The sequence below is a fragment of the Pseudomonas sp. LBUM1649 genome (genome assembly GCF_059716155.1).
This window is the reverse complement of sequence record NZ_CP166807.1, coordinates 3,390,090-3,406,439: the sequence shown is the minus strand read 5'-3', so window position 1 is coordinate 3,406,439 and position 16,350 is coordinate 3,390,090. Positions and strand designations below refer to the sequence as shown.

At 61.4% G+C, this 16,350-nt stretch carries 18 protein-coding genes; 15 read left to right on the top strand and 3 right to left on the bottom strand.

What is annotated here, in order from left to right; all coding sequences use genetic code 11:
• The first annotated feature begins 1 nt into the window (after position 1).
• The 15 genes from ACA058_RS15780 to ACA058_RS15710 all read left to right on the top strand — a co-directional run bounded on the left by ACA058_RS15780 (position 2) and on the right by ACA058_RS15710 (position 12,357).
• Entirely contained in the window at positions 2 to 724 is a 723-nt protein-coding gene (locus ACA058_RS15780; RefSeq protein WP_497634825.1) for an NAD(P)H-dependent oxidoreductase, read from the top strand.
• Between the two features lie 340 nt (positions 725 to 1,064).
• Positions 1,065 to 1,976 carry a transporter gene (locus tag ACA058_RS15775; protein ID WP_497634824.1) on the top strand — a complete coding sequence of 304 codons (912 nt, stop codon included), beginning with the start codon at positions 1,065 to 1,067 and terminating at the stop codon, positions 1,974 to 1,976.
• A 58-nt stretch (positions 1,977 to 2,034) separates the two neighbouring features.
• Positions 2,035 to 3,762 (top strand): FAD-dependent oxidoreductase, encoded by a 1,728-nt coding sequence (locus tag ACA058_RS15770; RefSeq protein ID WP_497634823.1) that lies wholly within the window; start codon positions 2,035 to 2,037, stop codon positions 3,760 to 3,762.
• Between the two features lie 100 nt (positions 3,763 to 3,862).
• On the top strand, positions 3,863 to 4,195 hold the full coding sequence (locus ACA058_RS15765; protein ID WP_497634822.1) for a c-type cytochrome: 333 nt from the start codon (positions 3,863 to 3,865) through the stop codon (positions 4,193 to 4,195).
• A 43-nt stretch (positions 4,196 to 4,238) separates the two neighbouring features.
• Positions 4,239 to 4,700, top strand: a complete 462-nt coding sequence (locus ACA058_RS15760) for a nuclear transport factor 2 family protein (protein ID WP_497634821.1) — start codon at positions 4,239 to 4,241, stop codon at positions 4,698 to 4,700.
• Positions 4,701 to 4,725: 25 nt separating this feature from the next.
• Positions 4,726 to 4,881, top strand: a complete 156-nt coding sequence (locus ACA058_RS15755; protein WP_497634820.1) for a hypothetical protein — start codon at positions 4,726 to 4,728, stop codon at positions 4,879 to 4,881.
• A 44-nt stretch (positions 4,882 to 4,925) separates the two neighbouring features.
• The gene (locus tag ACA058_RS15750) at positions 4,926 to 5,855 is read left to right on the top strand and encodes a LysR family transcriptional regulator (RefSeq protein ID WP_008065642.1); all 930 of its coding nucleotides are present in this window, start codon (positions 4,926 to 4,928) and stop codon (positions 5,853 to 5,855) included.
• A 242-nt stretch (positions 5,856 to 6,097) separates the two neighbouring features.
• On the top strand, positions 6,098 to 6,592 hold the full coding sequence (locus ACA058_RS15745; RefSeq protein ID WP_497634819.1) for a cupin domain-containing protein: 495 nt from the start codon (positions 6,098 to 6,100) through the stop codon (positions 6,590 to 6,592).
• Positions 6,593 to 6,637: 45 nt separating this feature from the next.
• Positions 6,638 to 7,657, top strand: coding sequence for a hydroxyquinol 1,2-dioxygenase (locus ACA058_RS15740; RefSeq protein WP_497634818.1), 1,020 nt, complete (start codon positions 6,638 to 6,640; stop codon positions 7,655 to 7,657).
• Positions 7,658 to 7,747: 90 nt separating this feature from the next.
• Positions 7,748 to 9,211, top strand: a complete 1,464-nt coding sequence (locus ACA058_RS15735; protein WP_497634817.1) for an aldehyde dehydrogenase family protein — start codon at positions 7,748 to 7,750, stop codon at positions 9,209 to 9,211.
• Between the two features lie 8 nt (positions 9,212 to 9,219).
• Complete coding sequence (locus tag ACA058_RS15730) at positions 9,220 to 10,287, top strand: maleylacetate reductase (protein ID WP_497634816.1); 1,068 nt, start codon at positions 9,220 to 9,222, stop codon at positions 10,285 to 10,287.
• Between the two features lie 36 nt (positions 10,288 to 10,323).
• Positions 10,324 to 11,196 (top strand): dioxygenase family protein, encoded by an 873-nt coding sequence (locus ACA058_RS15725; RefSeq protein WP_497634815.1) that lies wholly within the window; start codon positions 10,324 to 10,326, stop codon positions 11,194 to 11,196.
• A gap of 3 nt (positions 11,197 to 11,199) precedes the next feature.
• Positions 11,200 to 11,511 carry a YciI family protein gene (locus ACA058_RS15720; protein WP_497634814.1) on the top strand — a complete coding sequence of 104 codons (312 nt, stop codon included), beginning with the start codon at positions 11,200 to 11,202 and terminating at the stop codon, positions 11,509 to 11,511.
• A gap of 2 nt (positions 11,512 to 11,513) precedes the next feature.
• Positions 11,514 to 11,861 (top strand): Rieske (2Fe-2S) protein, encoded by a 348-nt coding sequence (locus ACA058_RS15715; RefSeq protein WP_497634813.1) that lies wholly within the window; start codon positions 11,514 to 11,516, stop codon positions 11,859 to 11,861.
• Between the two features lie 43 nt (positions 11,862 to 11,904).
• Positions 11,905 to 12,357: a hypothetical protein gene (locus ACA058_RS15710; protein ID WP_497634812.1), complete on the top strand. Its 453-nt coding sequence runs from the start codon at positions 11,905 to 11,907 to the stop codon at positions 12,355 to 12,357.
• A 117-nt stretch (positions 12,358 to 12,474) separates the two neighbouring features.
• Here the strand turns inward: ACA058_RS15710 and ACA058_RS15705 are convergent, their stop codons facing one another.
• Genes ACA058_RS15705 through ACA058_RS15695 form a run of 3 tightly spaced genes read right to left on the bottom strand, consistent with a single transcriptional unit; the run spans position 12,475 to position 16,166 of the window.
• Entirely contained in the window at positions 12,475 to 13,497 is a 1,023-nt protein-coding gene (locus tag ACA058_RS15705; RefSeq protein ID WP_497634811.1) for a DUF2955 domain-containing protein, read from the bottom strand.
• On the bottom strand, positions 13,487 to 14,617 hold the full coding sequence (locus ACA058_RS15700) for an HlyD family secretion protein (protein WP_497634809.1): 1,131 nt from the start codon (positions 14,615 to 14,617) through the stop codon (positions 13,487 to 13,489). The genes ACA058_RS15705 and ACA058_RS15700 overlap by 11 nt, the downstream gene beginning before the upstream one ends.
• Entirely contained in the window at positions 14,610 to 16,166 is a 1,557-nt protein-coding gene (locus ACA058_RS15695; protein WP_497634808.1) for an efflux transporter outer membrane subunit, read from the bottom strand. The genes ACA058_RS15700 and ACA058_RS15695 overlap by 8 nt, the downstream gene beginning before the upstream one ends.
• Between the last annotated feature and the right edge of the window lie 184 nt (positions 16,167 to 16,350).

Here is a 16,350-nt window from a genome sequence, read left to right as displayed (position 1 = left end):
CATGAAAGTACTGATCGTCCACGCTCATCCAGAGCCACAATCGTTCACCGCCGCCTTGCGCGACCAGGCCGTTGCGACACTTGAAGCCCAGGGCCACGAAGTGCAGGTCAGCGACCTGTACAAAATGAACTGGAACCCGGTGGCCAGCGCCGATGACTTCTCGTCGCGGGAAAATCCCGAGTATCTGGTCTATGCCCTTGAGCAACGTTTGGGGGTGAAAAGCCAGTCGCTGGCTGCAGACATCCAGGCTGAACTGGACAAGTTGCTGTGGGCCGACCTGCTGATCCTCAACTTCCCGATCTTCTGGTTCTCCACCCCGGCCATGCTCAAGGGCTGGATCGACCGGGTGCTGGTCTCCGGTATCTGTTATGGCGGCAAGCGCTTCTACGATCAAGGCGGACTGGCCGGCAAAAAGGCATTGGTCACCGTAACCTTGGGTGGCCGTGAACACATGTTCGGTGAAGAGGCAATTCATGGCCCGTTGCAGGACATGCTGCGGCCGATCTTGCGCGGTACGTTGGCGTATGTTGGCTTCGACGTGCTGGAACCGTTCGTGGCCTGGCATGTGCCGTACATCAGCGATGAGGCGCGCCAGCAATTTCTGGTCGATTACGGCCAGCGCCTGCAACACCTGAGTGATGAGCAGCCGCTGGTGTTTCCGAAACTGTCGCAGTTCGATGAGCGGCTTTATCCATTGCATCAACCAGCCGCCGCCGATGCCTGATAAACCCCCAACCCCCTGTAGGAGCCGAGCTTGCTCGCGATGGCGGTCTATCAGTCACAACCGCAGTGACAGTCCTGACGCCATCGCGAGCAAGCTCGGCTCCTACAAAGTTATGTGCAGCTCAAAAGACCCCAGGATTGTTCTAAATACGCAAACACTGAAGTCGCCGAGAATGGAATTGTTGGTGTAGTGGCAGGCTTGTAGCCTCCATCACGCCGAACACCAGGATCGGCCAACGATCCGGTGGAGCCCCAGCCAGGGATCATCAAGACGTCATACCTTGCTTCGGCCTTACGCCCCTTCGGGGGATTGGCGCCTAATAAAAATAAGGAAGGCAGGTATGAGTATTCGTGCATGGGTCTGCGCAGTGACCCTGTTCGCGCCCGTTCTGGGTGCCGACGTTTTATTTCCCACTATGGCGCAAGCATCGGGCATCCCTTTTGCCAGCAACAGGCCCCAAAGCTTCCAGTTCAGTTCGGACTTCACTGAGCCCTACAATTCGGTGGGTCAGGAGTTTGAATACAACGACGACCGCAAACGCTTCGACGACCACGGCACCAAGGTCGCCGGCAGCAAGACCGAGACTTACGTTGGCCTGACTTCGTTGTTGCACTACTGGAAGATGGACGGCCTGCCCAATACCGGCTTTATCGCCAGTATCACCCTCCCGGAGATCGCGGTGCGCGGCAACGGCACGCGGGTCAGCGGGCTCGGCGATCCGTTGGTCGGCGGCCTGGTCTGGTACAACCCGACACCGCTACGCACCATAGGCGCGCAAGCCTATGTGCAACTGCCGACCGGCGCAGACTCGGTCAGCAGCGACACCTACGCCTTGTGGCCTTCGCTGTTCTACAACGAATGGCTGGGCAAGGTGAACATCGATCTGTTGGTCGGCGCTATCCTTCGTGGCGATGGCCCGCACCACACCGAACCTGGCAATACAGGCCACGCTAACCTGCGCCTGGGCTACAACATCGTCGATCGCCCGACCTACCAGATCACGCCCTTTGTCAGTGCTGATTACCAGAAAACCTTCAGCTCCGATGATCGCAACAACGATGCCATCGAATTCTCTGAATCCAACGAAACCGCGCTGGGCGCCGGCGTGCTGTTCCAGCTCAAGCCCGGCGTGCAGAAGGTGTTCGCCCAGAAAATGTGGGATCAGGTGTCCATCCACTATTCCAAAGGCGTGGAAGGGCGCAACACCACCGTCACGGACGGCTTGTTTGTGCAGCTCTGGCATTACTGGTGAGACACGCTGCGTGCGCTGATTTGCCTGTGTCGCCGCTACTCATTCCGGAGAATAAAAAGTGAACGAAGAGAACCAGAAACTTGCACTGTCACGCCGCAGCTTCATCAAAGCCGGCGCTGCCGGTACGGCTGTCGCCGCCTTATCGGGTGTGGCCGCACGGGCGATGGCCAGCGACGAGTTGCCCTTCGACAGGGAGCACGACATTGTCGTGGTTGGCGGAGGCGGCAGCGGTTTGCCGACCGCGCTGTTCTCCCGTTGGCTCGGCAATGACGTGGTCATCCTGGAAAAGGCCGGCAGCCCCGGCGGCACCGCAGCGAAGGCGGCATTCTGGTACTGGGTGCCGAACAACAAGCCGATGCGAGACGCCGGCATCGTCGACGACAAAGCCGACTACCTGCGCTATGTCGCCCGTCTGACACGCCCACAGTCCTATGACGCCTCGCTGCCGAAACTCGGCCTGTCGGATTGGGAATACGAGATGTGCGAAGCGATCTACGAGAGCGCCTCGCCTGCTGCCGAACTGTTGGCCGAACGCGACGCACTGCCTTATCGCCATTGCCCGGACGTTCCGGACTATTGGGCAGAGTTGTCCGAAGACAAAGCCAAGAAAGGCCGCGTATTGGTGCCCAAGGACGCCCGGCCCAGCATGTCCGACGGCGGTCGCGTGGCGATTCGCACGCTGACCGCCGCCGCCAAGCGTGACGGCGTGCAGATTCGCACCGGCGAGCGTGTGGTGAAGGTGATCCTCAATGACAAGGGTGAAGCCGCCGGCGTTGAAGTCGAAACCGAGGAGGGCACGCGGCAACGGGTCAAGGCGCGCAAAGCGGTGATCTTCGCCACGGGTGGTTTTACCCACGATCCGGAACTGCGCCGCAACTTCCTCAACGCCCCGGTCTACGGTGGCTGCGCCGCCCTGACCAACGAAGGCGATTTCATCCGCATCTCGAGTGAACTGGGTGTGCAATTGCGCAACATGAACTACGCGTGGTCGTGCCCGATCCTGTTGGAAAAAGCCCTGGCCAAGGACGGTTCGATGTCCGGCATTTTCACCATGAACGGCGATTCGATGCTGATGGTGAACAAATACGGCAAGCGCGTCGTCAACGAAAAAACCGTCTACAACGAACTGGTTCCGGCCTTCTTCCAGTGGGATGGCGATAAAGCCGAATACCCGAACCTGGTGATGTTCTCGATCTGGGACCAGCGCGCCCAGGACTATTGCAGCAGCGACGAATACGGCTCGCCGATCGTACCCAAGGGCGGCAACGACCGCCATGTGGTCCGGGGCGACACCCTGGAAGAGCTGGCGAAGAACATCGCCGAACGGCTGGATAAACACGCCGCCGATATTGGCGGGATGAAGCTCGGCGCGGATTTCAATCTCAACTTGAAAGCCACGCTCAAGCGCTTCAACGAGTTGGCTAAGACGGGCAATGACCTGGACTTCCATCGCGGCGAGCGGGTGATCCAGGGCGTGTTCACTGGCCCGGTCAAACCCGACCGTACCGGCAACCTGACGATGTACCCGCTGGCCGCGAAAGGTCCGTATTACGCGGCGTTGATCTCGGGCGGCAACCTCGACACCAAGGGTGGCCCGAAAACCAACTCCGTCGGCCAGGTATTGAACAACGCCAATGCACCGATCCCGGGCCTGTACGGCGTCGGCAACTGCGTGGCGTCGGCCTCCGGTCGCGCCTATTGGGCCGGTGGTGCGACGCTCGGCCCGATCATCGCCTTTGCCTATCGCGCGGCGAACCAGGCGCACAAAGAACCGAGCCGAAGCTGATTTTTTGCTTAACCCTCGACTGCACGAGAGCAACGATATGACGCACTTCAACTCTTTTCTGCGAGCCCCCGCGCTATTGGTGCTGGCGGCAAGTTTTTGTTTGACTGGCATCGCTCAGGCGGATGACCTGGCGCTGGCACAGAAACTGGCGACCAACCACTGCGCGGTCTGCCACACCTTCGACAAGGGCGGACCGCCGGGGCAGGGCCCGAACCTGTTCGGGCTGCTGGGTCGCAAGGCCGCCAGCGAATCCAACTTCACGTACAGCGACGGCTACGCCAAAGCCATGTCCGGCAAGGTCTGGGATGAGTCAATGCTCGACGCCTGGCTGACCGATGCCCAGAGCGTGGCACCGGGCAGTGCCATGGTTTATTCCCAGGACGACCCGGCCAAGCGGCAGAAGATCATCACCTACATCAAGTCGTTGCACTAACGGCCAGCATCCCTATCACTCCAAAAAAAAAGGCGGAGACAGCATGATCAGCACCCTGACAATGACCGACGAGCAACGCAAATCGGTCGCCCTGGAATACCTCAAGGCATTCGACAACGGCGGTGTCACCTCCACAGGCGGCAGCATCCTCGAGCTGTTCGCCGATGATGCGCAGGTCCTGTTTCCAAAGTGGGGACTGGCCACCGGCCGTGACCAGATCGGCCAGATGTTCAGCGACCTGGGCAGCCGCCTGAAATCGATTACCCACGACTACGCGCACTTCAACTGGATTCTCACGGGTACCGACACGCTGGTCTGCGAAGGCACCAGTTTTGGTGAACACGTCGACGGCCACTGGCGTGCGGGCGTTCCTTCACCGGCCGGTGCCGGCTACTGGGCCGACGTATTCGAGATCCGTGATTTCAAGATCCAGCGCTGCTTTATCTACCTGGACCCTGACTACGGCAGCCAGGACACTGCGCGCTATCCATGGCTGAATCGGTAACCGCTGACCCCCTGTAGGAGCGAGCATGCTCGCGATGGTCGTCAACGATTTCGCGGGGTGCCTGATGCCCCGCGGCGCCCTCGGGTTTTTCGCGAGCATGCTCGCTCCTACAGTGGTTTCCCATTTGAGTTCATCGCAGGTTCTCGTCCGGGATGTGGAGTGCGAGGTGCCGAAAGGCTAACCTCGTATTCCTATAAGAACAAAAACATCCAGAGAACCTGCCCCATGGATCGTTTACTCAGTGTCGAAGCCTTCGTGCGGGTTGCCGAGACCGGCAACTTCGCCAGGGCGGCCCAGCAACTTGGCGTGACCCGCTCGGTCATCACCCATCGCATCCAACAGCTGGAGCAGTTCATCAATGCGCCGCTGTTCCATCGCAGCACGCGCCATGTGCGGCTCTCCGAGGTCGGGGAGACGTACTACAAGGAATGCGCGGACATGGTCGCGAGTTTCAACTCGCTGACCGAGCACATGCGCGAACTGCGCGCCAAACCCACTGGTAAACTGCGGGTGCAGATGCTGCCCGGTTTTGCCATCGGGCACTTCGGCCGCATGCTGGCCGAGTTCACGCGGCTGTACCCGGACATTGAAGTGGACGTCATCGTCAACGACCGGGTAGTGGACCCGATCGAAGAAGGCTTTGATGTGGCGTTCCAGATGTTCCCGCCGATGGCAGAAACCCTGATCGAGCGCAAATTGTTCAGCGTTCGCCGGCTGTTCTGCATGTCCCCCGATTACGCCAGCGAGTTCGGCGTGCCGACCCATCCCCAGGAGTTGCTGCAACACAAGATCGCCCTGTACGAGGGTTATCCGTCGCGTAACCGCTGGCTCTTCAACCGCGAAGACGAGCAGGTGGAACTGAGCCTGCCGGGTCAGGTGCGCTCGAACTCGGTGCATCTGTTGCGTGATTACGCACAGACCGGCGTCTGCATTGTCTGCCTGCCGACGCTGGTGGCCAGTGACGACCTGCTCAGCGGGCGGTTGATTCCGGTGCTGCCCGAGTATGCATTGTCATCCTTCAACTTCTCCGCGGTATATCCCGCGACCCAGCGCCGGGCCCTGAAAGTCCGTACGTTAATCGACTTTCTGGTGGAGAACTTCGGCGATGAGCCATGCTGGGATAAACCCTTGCTGGAGCGGGGCTGGGTTCGCTGAGCAACGCCCACCCCTGTAGGAGCAAAGCTTGCTCGCGATGACGGTGTGTCAGTCGAAATGAATGTTGAATGTACCGCCGTCATCGCGAGCAAGCTTTGCTCCTACAGCAGATTACGGTGGCAGTTGCAGGTGCACTGTTTGCGTTTCGCAAACACTGTTGTCGCCGGTCCTCTAATTGTTCCCGGGTCTGGTGCGACGTACTGTTGGCGCACTGTTACTACAACAACAAAACGGTGAAAACCATGAGTAGCGCGGCAATCGAAACGGTCTTCGGCTCGCTGGACAAGTACACCAAGGGCTCGGTTGAAATCATCAGCGGCCAAGCCAGTCACTACGCCTTTTCCAACGTTTTCGAGGTGGCGGAAAAATCCCTCCCTTACGAAAAAGTCGTCGTTGGCCTCAACCTCGGTTACGTTATTGAAATCCTGCGTGCCGAAGGCCAGTCGCCTTGGTACACGGCCGCGCACGACGAATTCGCCATCGTCATGGACGGTGAAGTACGGGTGGATTTCCTCAAGCTCGAAACGCCATTGAAAGCCGGCGAGGGCACGCAACTGGCAGGTGAAGTACCCGCGGGCAAACCAATGGGCTACGTCCTGCTCAAGCGCGGCCATCAGTGCTTGCTGCCGGTGGGCACCGCGTATCGCTTCGAAGCCAGTCGCCCGGGCGTGATCCTGCAGCAGACCATCAAAGGACCGTTGTCGGTCGAGAAGTGGGCCGACATCTGCTTGAAGTGATCTGCCCAGCCAGCCCCCGCCAACAAAAACAAGAGGAATCCCGTCATGGCCATGCTTGAAACCGCTGCCGAAACCCCACTGTTTGCCGACGAAGACGTCCAGGCCAGCGCCGCCCATCCCGTCACCGGCTATCGCTCCTTCAAGCTCGGCGCGTTCGAACTGTCGCGCGACGAGTATTTTGCCCGCATCACCTGGCCCGCCAAAGGTCAGACCCGCTCGCACTTGATTCCGGCTGATGCCTTTTTGCGTGCCTTGATGCGTGACGTGGCCTGGGGCTTTTTCTACGGTTGGGTCAACTTCGACCACGTCATCGGCACCCGCAATTACTACGGCAAAGTCGACCTGTACGCCGGCACCTTCAACGGCACGCTCAAGGCAGCAGGGGTCAACTACACGGAAAACTTCGAAACGCCGTTGATCATGGCGACATTCAAGGCAATCCTGCGCGATTGGACCAACGCCACGTTCGACCCGTTCGCCGCGCCGGAAGAAACCGGCAGCGCCTTCGGTCGCAAGAACGGCAACAACATCGAAGCCATCGAACGCTTCCGTATCGCCACCAAACGCATGCCCGGCCTGCCGGATGATTCGCCGCTGCGCAACGATCTGCCGGTCAATCGCCAGTTCATCGATGTGCCTCAGGACGAGCCGGAAATTCACGCTGCAGAAGGTTTCGAAGCCCAGTTGCATGGGTTCAACCTGCACAAGTACCTGTCGCGCTCCGACGTGACCTGGAACCCGTCGGTGACCTCGGTGTGCAAGGCCAGCCTGTTTTGCCCGACCACCGAAGAATTCATCCTGCCGGTGTTCCATGGCAATGACCGGATCGAGTGGTTCTTGCAGCTATCTGACGAGATCATCTGGGATGTCGGCGACAAAGACGACGGCAACCCGCGTGCGCGCATCACCATGCGTGCCGGCGACATCTGCGCCATGCCCGCCGACATTCGTCACCAGGGCTATTCGACCAAGCGCTCGATGCTGCTGGTCTGGGAGAACGCCACGCCGAACCTGCCGCAACGCTACGAAAGCGGTGAGCTGGCTCCCTATCCGATCGAGTTCTAAGACCTCGTGCATTGCCCGGCATCGCGCCGGGCCATGCTCTCAGCCATCAAGTCAGACACTGCTTCCTAAGCGCGGTGCGAGGAAACCATTATGCAAAATCAGCTCTATATCGATGGCCGCTTCGTGGATGCGGTCGCCGGCGGCACCATCGACGTCGTGTCGCCCCATGACGGCTCGTTGATCACCCACATCGCCGCCGCCGAAGCCGCTGATATCGACCTCGCAGTGGCCGCCGCCAAACGTGCGTTTCCAGCCTGGTCGGCCCTTGGCGCCGCCGAGCGCGGACGCCTGTTGCTCAAACTGGCGGACAAGATCGAAGAATGCAGTGAAGAACTGGCACAGCTGGAATCCCTCAACACCGGGCACCCGATCCGTGATTCGCGTGGCCTCGACGTACCGCGCACCGCCGCGTGCTTCCGCTACTTCGGCGGTATGGCCGACAAGATCGAAGGCTCGGTGATTCCGGTTGAGGCCGGGTTCCTCAATTACGTGCAGCGCAAGCCGATCGGCGTGGTCGGGCAGATCGTGCCCTGGAACTTTCCGCTGATGTTCACCAGTTGGAAGATGGGCCCGGCGCTGGCGGCGGGTAACACCATCGTCATCAAGCCCTCGGAAATCACGCCGCTGTCGACCTTGCGCATTGTCGAGCTGATGACCGAAGTCGGCTTTCCGAAAGGCGTGGTCAACGTGGTGCCGGGCTACGGCCATACCGCGGGCCAGGCACTGGCGGAACACCTCGACGTCGGCAAGATTGCCTTTACCGGCTCGACCGCGACCGGTCGGCGGATTGTTGACGCGTCCAAGAGCAACCTCAAGCGCATTCAGCTGGAGCTGGGCGGCAAGGGTGCGAACATTGTGTTTGAAGACGCCAATCTGGAAGCGGCGGTCAACGGCGCTGCGTGGGCGATCTTCCATAACCAGGGCCAGGCGTGCATCGCCGGTTCGCGGCTGATTCTGCATAAAGACATCGCTGACCAGTTCCTGGAGCGCTTCATCGCTCTGGCCAAGTCCATCCGCCTCGGTGATCCGATGGACCCTGAGACCGAAATGGGCCCGCTGACCTCGGCACTGCACCGCGACCGCGTCATGGCCTACATCGATATCGCCATCGAGCAGGGCGGCAAGATCCTCGCGGGCGGCAAGGCACCGGACGACAAGGCGTTGGCCAAGGGTTTCTATGTCGAACCCACCGTGGTCGAGGCCAAGCCAGGTGACCGTGTCTGCCAGGAAGAAGTCTTCGGTCCCTTCGTCACGGTCGTGCGCTTCAGCACTGACGAAGAAGCACTGGCCATCGCCAACGACTCCGAATACGGACTGGGCAGCGGCCTGTGGACGCAAAACCTCAGCCGTGCGCACAAAATGGCCGACGCAATCCATGCCGGCATGTGCTGGATCAACTGCTACAAGCGCGTCAGCCCTGGCAGCCCGTTCGGCGGTGTCGGTCAATCCGGATATGGCCGGGAAATGGGCTTTGAAGCGATCCACGATTACACCGAAGCCCGTTCGGTGTGGGTCAACGTTGACGCGAAAATCCCACCACACTTCAAGCGCTGAGGCCGGCCATGAATCCTTTTGTTTATCAAAGCCTGCCGACCCGTGTGGTGTTCGGCTGGGGCAAGCTCTCGGCGCTGGCTGAAGAAATCGAGCGCTTGGGTGCCCGACGGGCGCTGATCCTCACCACGCCGGAACAGCACGGCCTCGGCGAACGCGTCGCGGCGTTGCTCGGTGATCGCGCGGCGGGAGTGTACCCGCATGCGGTGATGCACGTACCGCTGGAAGTGGCGCAAGCGGCGCGCGTCGAAGCGGCGCGTCTGGATGCCGATTGCTGTGTGGCCATTGGCGGTGGTTCGACCATTGGCTTGGGCAAGGCGATTGCCATGGATTCGGGCCTGCCCATAGTAGCCGTGCCGACCACTTACGCTGGCTCGGAGATGACGCCGATCTACGGGCTGACCGAAAATCGCCTGAAGAAAACCGGGCGTGATCCTCGGGTTTTGCCCAAGACCGTGATCTACGATGCGCAATTGACCCTGACCCTGCCAGCGCAGATCTCCGCTTGTTCGGGCATGAACGCCATGGCCCACGCGGTGGAAGCACTGTACGCCCAGGACGCCAACCCGATCATCGGCTTCATGGCCGAGGAAGCGATTCGCTCGCTGGCGCAGGCGCTGCCGGGCGTGGTCAATGACCCCAGTGATCCCGATGCGCGCAGCCAGGCGTTGTATGGCGCGTGGCTGGCGGGCATTTGCCTGGGCTCGGTCGGCATGGCCTTGCACCACAAGCTCTGCCACACCCTGGGCGGGACGTTCAATCTGCCCCACGCCCAGGCCCACGCCATCGTTCTGCCGCATGCCGCGCATTACAACCGCGAAGCAGCCGCCGAGCCGTTGCAACGTGCCGCGCGCGCCCTGGGTGGTAGCGAGGCCAGTGAGGTTGGCGCCTTGTTGTATGCACTCAACCAGAAACTGGGTATTCCATTGGCACTGGCAGACATCGGCCTGCCAGAAAACGGTCCGGCCGAGGCGGCACGAATCGCCTGTGCCAGCCCTTATTACAATCCACGGCCGTTTGAACAAGGCCCGATCGAAGCGCTGCTGACCCGCGCCATGCAAGGCCTGGCGCCAGCCTGACTCACCGTGCAGTCAGCACATGTCGGAATAAAAACAATGACCGATCAAGATAAAGCCATAGAAAAACTGATCTCCGAGCAGGCAGTGAACAGCTTCGGCGATGCGCCCAATGCGCGCTACAAACAGATCATGCAAAGCCTGGTCCGGCACCTGCACGCGTTTGTCAGCGAGGTCGAGTTGACCGAACAGGAATGGATTGAAGGGATTCGCTTCCTGACTGAAACCGGGCACAAATGCGATGGGCTGGTGCGTCAGGAATTCATTTTGCTGTCGGACACCCTGGGTGTGTCGATGCTGGTCGACGCGATCAATCATCGACACAGCGCCACCGCCACCGAGACCACGGTGTTCGGGCCGTTCTACATCGAAGGCATGCCCGAGCGCGAGTTCGGCGAGAACATGGCGTTCACGCCGGGCGAGACGGCGCTGGTGCGCGGACGCGTGGTCGATACCCAAGGCCATGCCCTGGCCGGCGCCGTGCTGGACGTCTGGCAAACCGCCGAAAACGGCATGTATTCGGGCCAGGACAGCGAACAGCCGTTCGGCAATCTGCGCGGTCGCTATCGCACCGATGCCGACGGCTGCTTTGCGATTCGCACGATTGTCCCGGTGTGTTATCCGATTCCGACCGATGGCCCAGTGGGGCGCATGCTCAACGCCGCCAACCGGCATCCCTGGCGGCCGGCGCACCTGCACTTCATGATCGAGGTGCCTGGGTATCGCAAACTGGTGACCCACCTGTTCAATCACGATGATCCGTACCTGGCGTCCGATGCGGTGTTCGGCGTGAAGCAGTCGCTGCAGGTGATCTATGAAGACCGCAACACCCACGATGAGGTGTCCGCACGGCTGGGTATGCAATTGCCGTTCAAGCGGGCGTGTTACGAATTTGTCATGGAAGCCGGGTGAATCATGGGCCAGTTTTTTGCGGTATTCGCCACAGACCACCCGGATTCCCTGGCCTTGCGCCAGCGCCTGCGGCCCAGTCACCAGGCGCATTTGCGTGCGACCGATACGCACCGGGTAGTCGTGCGCTTGGGAGGCCCGACCCTCGATGATGTCGGCACCGCGATGAATGGCACGCTGCTGGTGATCGAAGCCGGCAGCCTGGCGGAAGTGGAAGCCTTCATCGAGGACGATCCCTATGTCCAGGCCGGGCTGTTTGCGAGCATCCAGATTCGCCCCTGGCACTGGAGTCTCGGCAACCCGGAACTGCGTGGCTGACCATGACCCTCATCACGTTGTGCAAACGGGAAGACATCGCCGACGGTGGCGCTTTGGGCCTGTCGCAGCATCAGCAACTGCATCCCGCCGGCCTTGTTGCGGTGCGCCGGGGCGAGCAGGTGTGGGTATACATCAACCGCTGCCCGCATTTTTCCGTGCCACTGGACTATCGCCCGCAGGAATTCTGCACCTATCGCGGCAAGGTGCTGATGTGCGCGCATCACAGTGCGATGTTTCGCTTCGAAGACGGGCACTGCATCGATGGGCCGTGCAAAGGCGCGACACTTACGCCTGTTCCGGTGCGCTGGGTGGACAACCGTCTGGTCATGGAGGTGGGCGAGGAGGGCTGAACTACACTCTTTCAGGGTGAACCACGCCCATCCGGAGATCATCATGAAAAGGTTGTCACCCATCGGCCTGTGCGTCGCATTGTCGTTTTTCAGTGCCCAGGGATGGGCCCAGACGGTAGTACCGATGAAGGGCCAGACTTCGCAGCAGACTCAACTGGATATCAACGAATGCAACAGCATCGCCGCCAGTAGTACCTCAACGACCTCGACTCCTTCTGGTGGACGCCTCAAGGGCGCCGCCGTGGGCGCAGCAGCCGGTGCGGCCGGGGCCCAGGTACGCGGCCGCCAGCATGACGAGTTCTATGATCGTGTCGATGACGATACCAAGCAGGATTACCGGCAGAACCGCGCCAAGGAAACGGCTGCGGCGGGTGCCGTGGTTGGCGGTTCGCGCCAGCGCCAGGAACGCCGGGCGCAGGAGAAAACCAACGCAGCGACCACTTCGACGGCGTATACCAGTTGCCTGCAGGGCAAGGGGTATCAGGTCAATCCCTGACGCTTCCCCTGTAGGAGCGAGCATGCTCGCGATGGAGGCTCAGGCACCGCGGGGTGTCAGATAGCCCGCGTTTTCGTTGACGACCATCGCGAGCATGCTCGCTCCTACAGGGGGTGTTTAAACCCTGAGGCTGGTGTTCTGTCTCTGATCCAGCAAACGAACCATCAGGCACGCATACAGCGTCACCGCGATGAACAGCCCCATGCGCACCGCGAAGGCGGTGTAGACGTCCTTGCCGGCCAGACTGTCCTGGACCGACTGGCCCAACAGGATGATCAGGGTGATCAGGCTGTTGAGCCAGAAGCCCGGACTCAACCGACCCGGGCTGAGGCCGTAGAGTTTGCGCGCGAGGATCAGGGCGAACAGCAGCATCCACAGGAAGAACATCCAGAGGTGCACAAAGACTGTCAGTGCGCTCCAGAACAGAATCGCCAACAGACCGCCTAGCAAGGTCGAGCCAATCAGCTCGCGTGCGGCGTCGCGCGCGTTGGTGCTGGAACTCTGCTGTCCCAGGCTCACGGCCTTGAGCACGATGGGCATGTAGCTGGCGGGGTCGATCAGGGCCAGCAGAAACGTCGGCATCACGATCAGGGTTGCCCGCAGCGCCACCCGGTCGACGTCTCCCGCTGATAGTGCCGGGGCGGGCGGGGGCGTCGGGGCATTGTCCGGTTCGGGGAACAGCCAATGACTCAACCTGCCGATCATGATTGCCAGGAGCAAGCCGCTGGTCAACGCCTTGATGACCATCGCCGCCAGGCCGAAGTCGGCAACCCCGGCCGCCGGGATCATGGTCAGGCCGATCACCAGGAACGTCACCACCAGATTGTTGCCACCCTGTTGGCCAAAGCGAAAAACCATCAGCAGGCCGATGCCGATCAACAGCACGCCGCTGAAGGCGTAGTAACGCAGGAGCGGGATCAACAGCAGGCCGATGCCGGTGGTCAGCATCGCGGTCAACGCCAGCACCAGAGTGGCCTTGAACGACAACGGGCGATTGAGGCTGACCAGCAACAACGCGCCCAGCACCGGCGCCAGGAAGGGGATCGGCATGCCCAGGCCAAAACTGGCAGCCAGGCACAGCGCCGTGCCACAGGCCAGGCGCAGCGCGCGTTGCACCCTCGGCGTGCGCTTAGTAGGCATACGACAGCCAGCTCATCAGCCACAGGAACAACCGGCCCAGCGGGTTGAGCACGTTGCCGTCGGCAGGGAAGGCCATGACTTCGGCCTGGCCACCGGAACGGATGGCGCGGTTGTCCTTGAGCATGGTCAGTGACTCGGGGGAAAACTCGATGACCACCGGAAATCGCTGGGCCGGGCGCAGCCAGTCACGGCTGTTCTGCACCGTGGGCAGGCTGCCGGGCGCGGTCGGCTGCCCCACGCTGACGCCGTAGCCGATACTGCGCACGCGGCCCTGGAACACTTCGCCGGGCAGCGCATCGAGGGCAATGGACACCGGGGTTTCGGGCCTGACCAGCGCGAGATTGTTCTCGGTCATGTCGGCGCTGATCCATACGTCGTGGATCGCGATCAGGGTCATCACCGGGTTGCCGGCCGCGGCGAATTGGCCGACATCGGTGCGCAGGTCGGTGATCAACCCGGCCGAACGGGCGCGAATCTGTGTGTTGGAAAGATCCAGTTCAGCTTTCGACAGGGCGGTGGCGGCACTGCGCAACAGGGCGTTGTCTTCCTCGCTGCCACCTTCCTGCTCACGAGCGCGCTGCACTTCGGCGCGGGCCGCGGCGACTTGGCTGACGGCCGCCTCGCGGTTGGCGCGGGACACCTCCAGCAGGCGCACGGAAATGGTTCCGGGGTCTTCGCGGTACAAGCCCTCAAGGCGCTGATTGTCCTGCCGCGCCTTGAGTTCGTTGGCCTGCGCCGCACGTAGACTGGCTTGCGCCGAGGCGATACCGGCGGTGCTGGCGCCGATCTGCCGGCGGGTGGATTCAAGGTCGGCGCGCGCCCGATCAACGGCGATCTGGTAGGGCTGCGGGTCTATCTCGAAAATCACCTCGCCGGCTTTCACATCCTGGTTATTGCGCACGTTGACGCGAATCACCCGGCCGGCGACTTCCGCTGCCACCGGAATCACAAACGCACCCACCCGTGCCTGCTGGGTATAAGGGGTGAAGCGGTCAGCCAGCAGGTACCAGGCCAGGCTCAGGACGATCAGCAGCAATACCCACTTGATGCCTTTTTTCGTCGGGTCGGCGGCAGGCTGAGCGGGCTGAGCTGGCTGAGGGGAGGGCGCGGCTTCAGTCATGGTCTTTCACCTGATAGGGCAAAGGGGAGGCGGGCTGCTCAGCCGGGGGCTCGGCGAGCAAATCGCCCCAGTCGGTGCGTTGTTCCATCTGCTGGCGCGTGGCGCGATCGACCTTGGGCTGGGCGCTGTACCAGCCGCCGCCCAGCGCCTTGTACAGGGCAATCACATTGCTTACCGCATCGCCACGGCTGAGCAGGTAGCTGTCCTGGAGTTCGAGCAGCGCTCGCTGGGCGTCCAGTACCCGCTGGAAGTCCGAGTAACCTTCGCGGTAGAGCGTGTTGGCCAAGGCCAGCGAGCGTTGCGCGGCTTTTTCCGCCTCACGCAGGATGCGTTCACGTTGCAGGGAACGGGTCAGGCCGTTGGCGGCGTCATCCGCCTCGCGCGCGGCCTGGCGCACCTTGTCGCGATAGGCTTCGATCAACTGCTGCAAGCGCGCATCCTGCACGCGCACGTTGTTGCTGATGCGGCCGTAGTCGAACACGTTCCAGCGCAGGCTCGGACCGCCAATCAGGTCGAGGCTGCGGGACGTTCCGCTCAAGGTATCGGTCGACCAGACGATGCTGCCCAACAACGTCAGGGCCGGGTAGAAATCGGTTTCGGCCACGCCGATCAGCGCCGACTGTGCCGCGACATTCAACTCGGCAGCGCGCACATCGGGCCGGCGCAGCAGCAGATTGGCCGGGACATCCTGCAACACGGCGCGATCGACCAGCGGGATCAATTCGTTGTTGTCCACCACCAGTGGCAGCGCACCCGGTGGCTGGCCGATCAACACGGCCAACGCATTGCGGGTGCGAGAAAGCTGATCTTCCAGAAGGGGGATGGTGCTCAACGTGCCCAGGTATTGGGTCTTGCTTTGTTGCAGGTCGAGTTCGGCGGTCTGGCCGCTGTTGAACAATCTTTCGGTGATTTCGAAATTGCGGTGCTGTTGGCGGGCGTTTTCGTTGGCGACGCGTAAACGTGCCTCGGTGGTGCGCAGGAGAAAATAAGTGTCGGCGACTTGCGCCCGCAGCAGAACCAGCACGTCTTCATAGTTGGCTTCAGCCGCGAAGTAGCTGGCATCGGCGGCCTCGATGGCGCGGCTGAAGCGTCCCCAGAAATCCAGTTCCCAGCCCACATCGAATCCGGCGCTGTGTTGCCACAAGTGGCTGTCCACCGGGTTATCTCCACCGGATTGATGGCGGTTGATGTATACGCTGTCAGCGGCGATTTGTTGCAGTTGCGGGTAACGCCCGCTTTGCGCGATGCCCAATTGCGCGCGAGCCTCCATCACACGCAGGCCGGCGATCTTCAGGCTGGCATTGTGCGCATCCGACTCGGCGATCAACCGGTCGAGTACCGGGTCGGCGAAGATTTGCCACCACTGGCGGATGTCCGGGTGCAGGGCACGTTGGCTGGCGTGCTCCAGGGCCGGGGTGTTCCAGTGATCTACCCAGGCTTCGCCGGGCGGCTGGAAGTCCGGCCCCAGCCGTACGCAACCGCCGAGGACCACTACGCCCAACAGCAGTAGCTGGCGGCGCCGCATCCGCGTGGATGTACCTGATTGCATTGGGTGTTTTCCAACCAAAGGACCTCACAGCAGCATAGTCGTCGGGATGCCTTCTGCATGACCTGGGCAACCGATAGGTGAAAACGTCGCGACTGTCGTAAAAACGACCTGTTTACGCTGAACGCGAACCTTCATCAGTTTTCTGTTGAACGAGTGTTCAGCTTGGACTATGTTCGTTCCCACC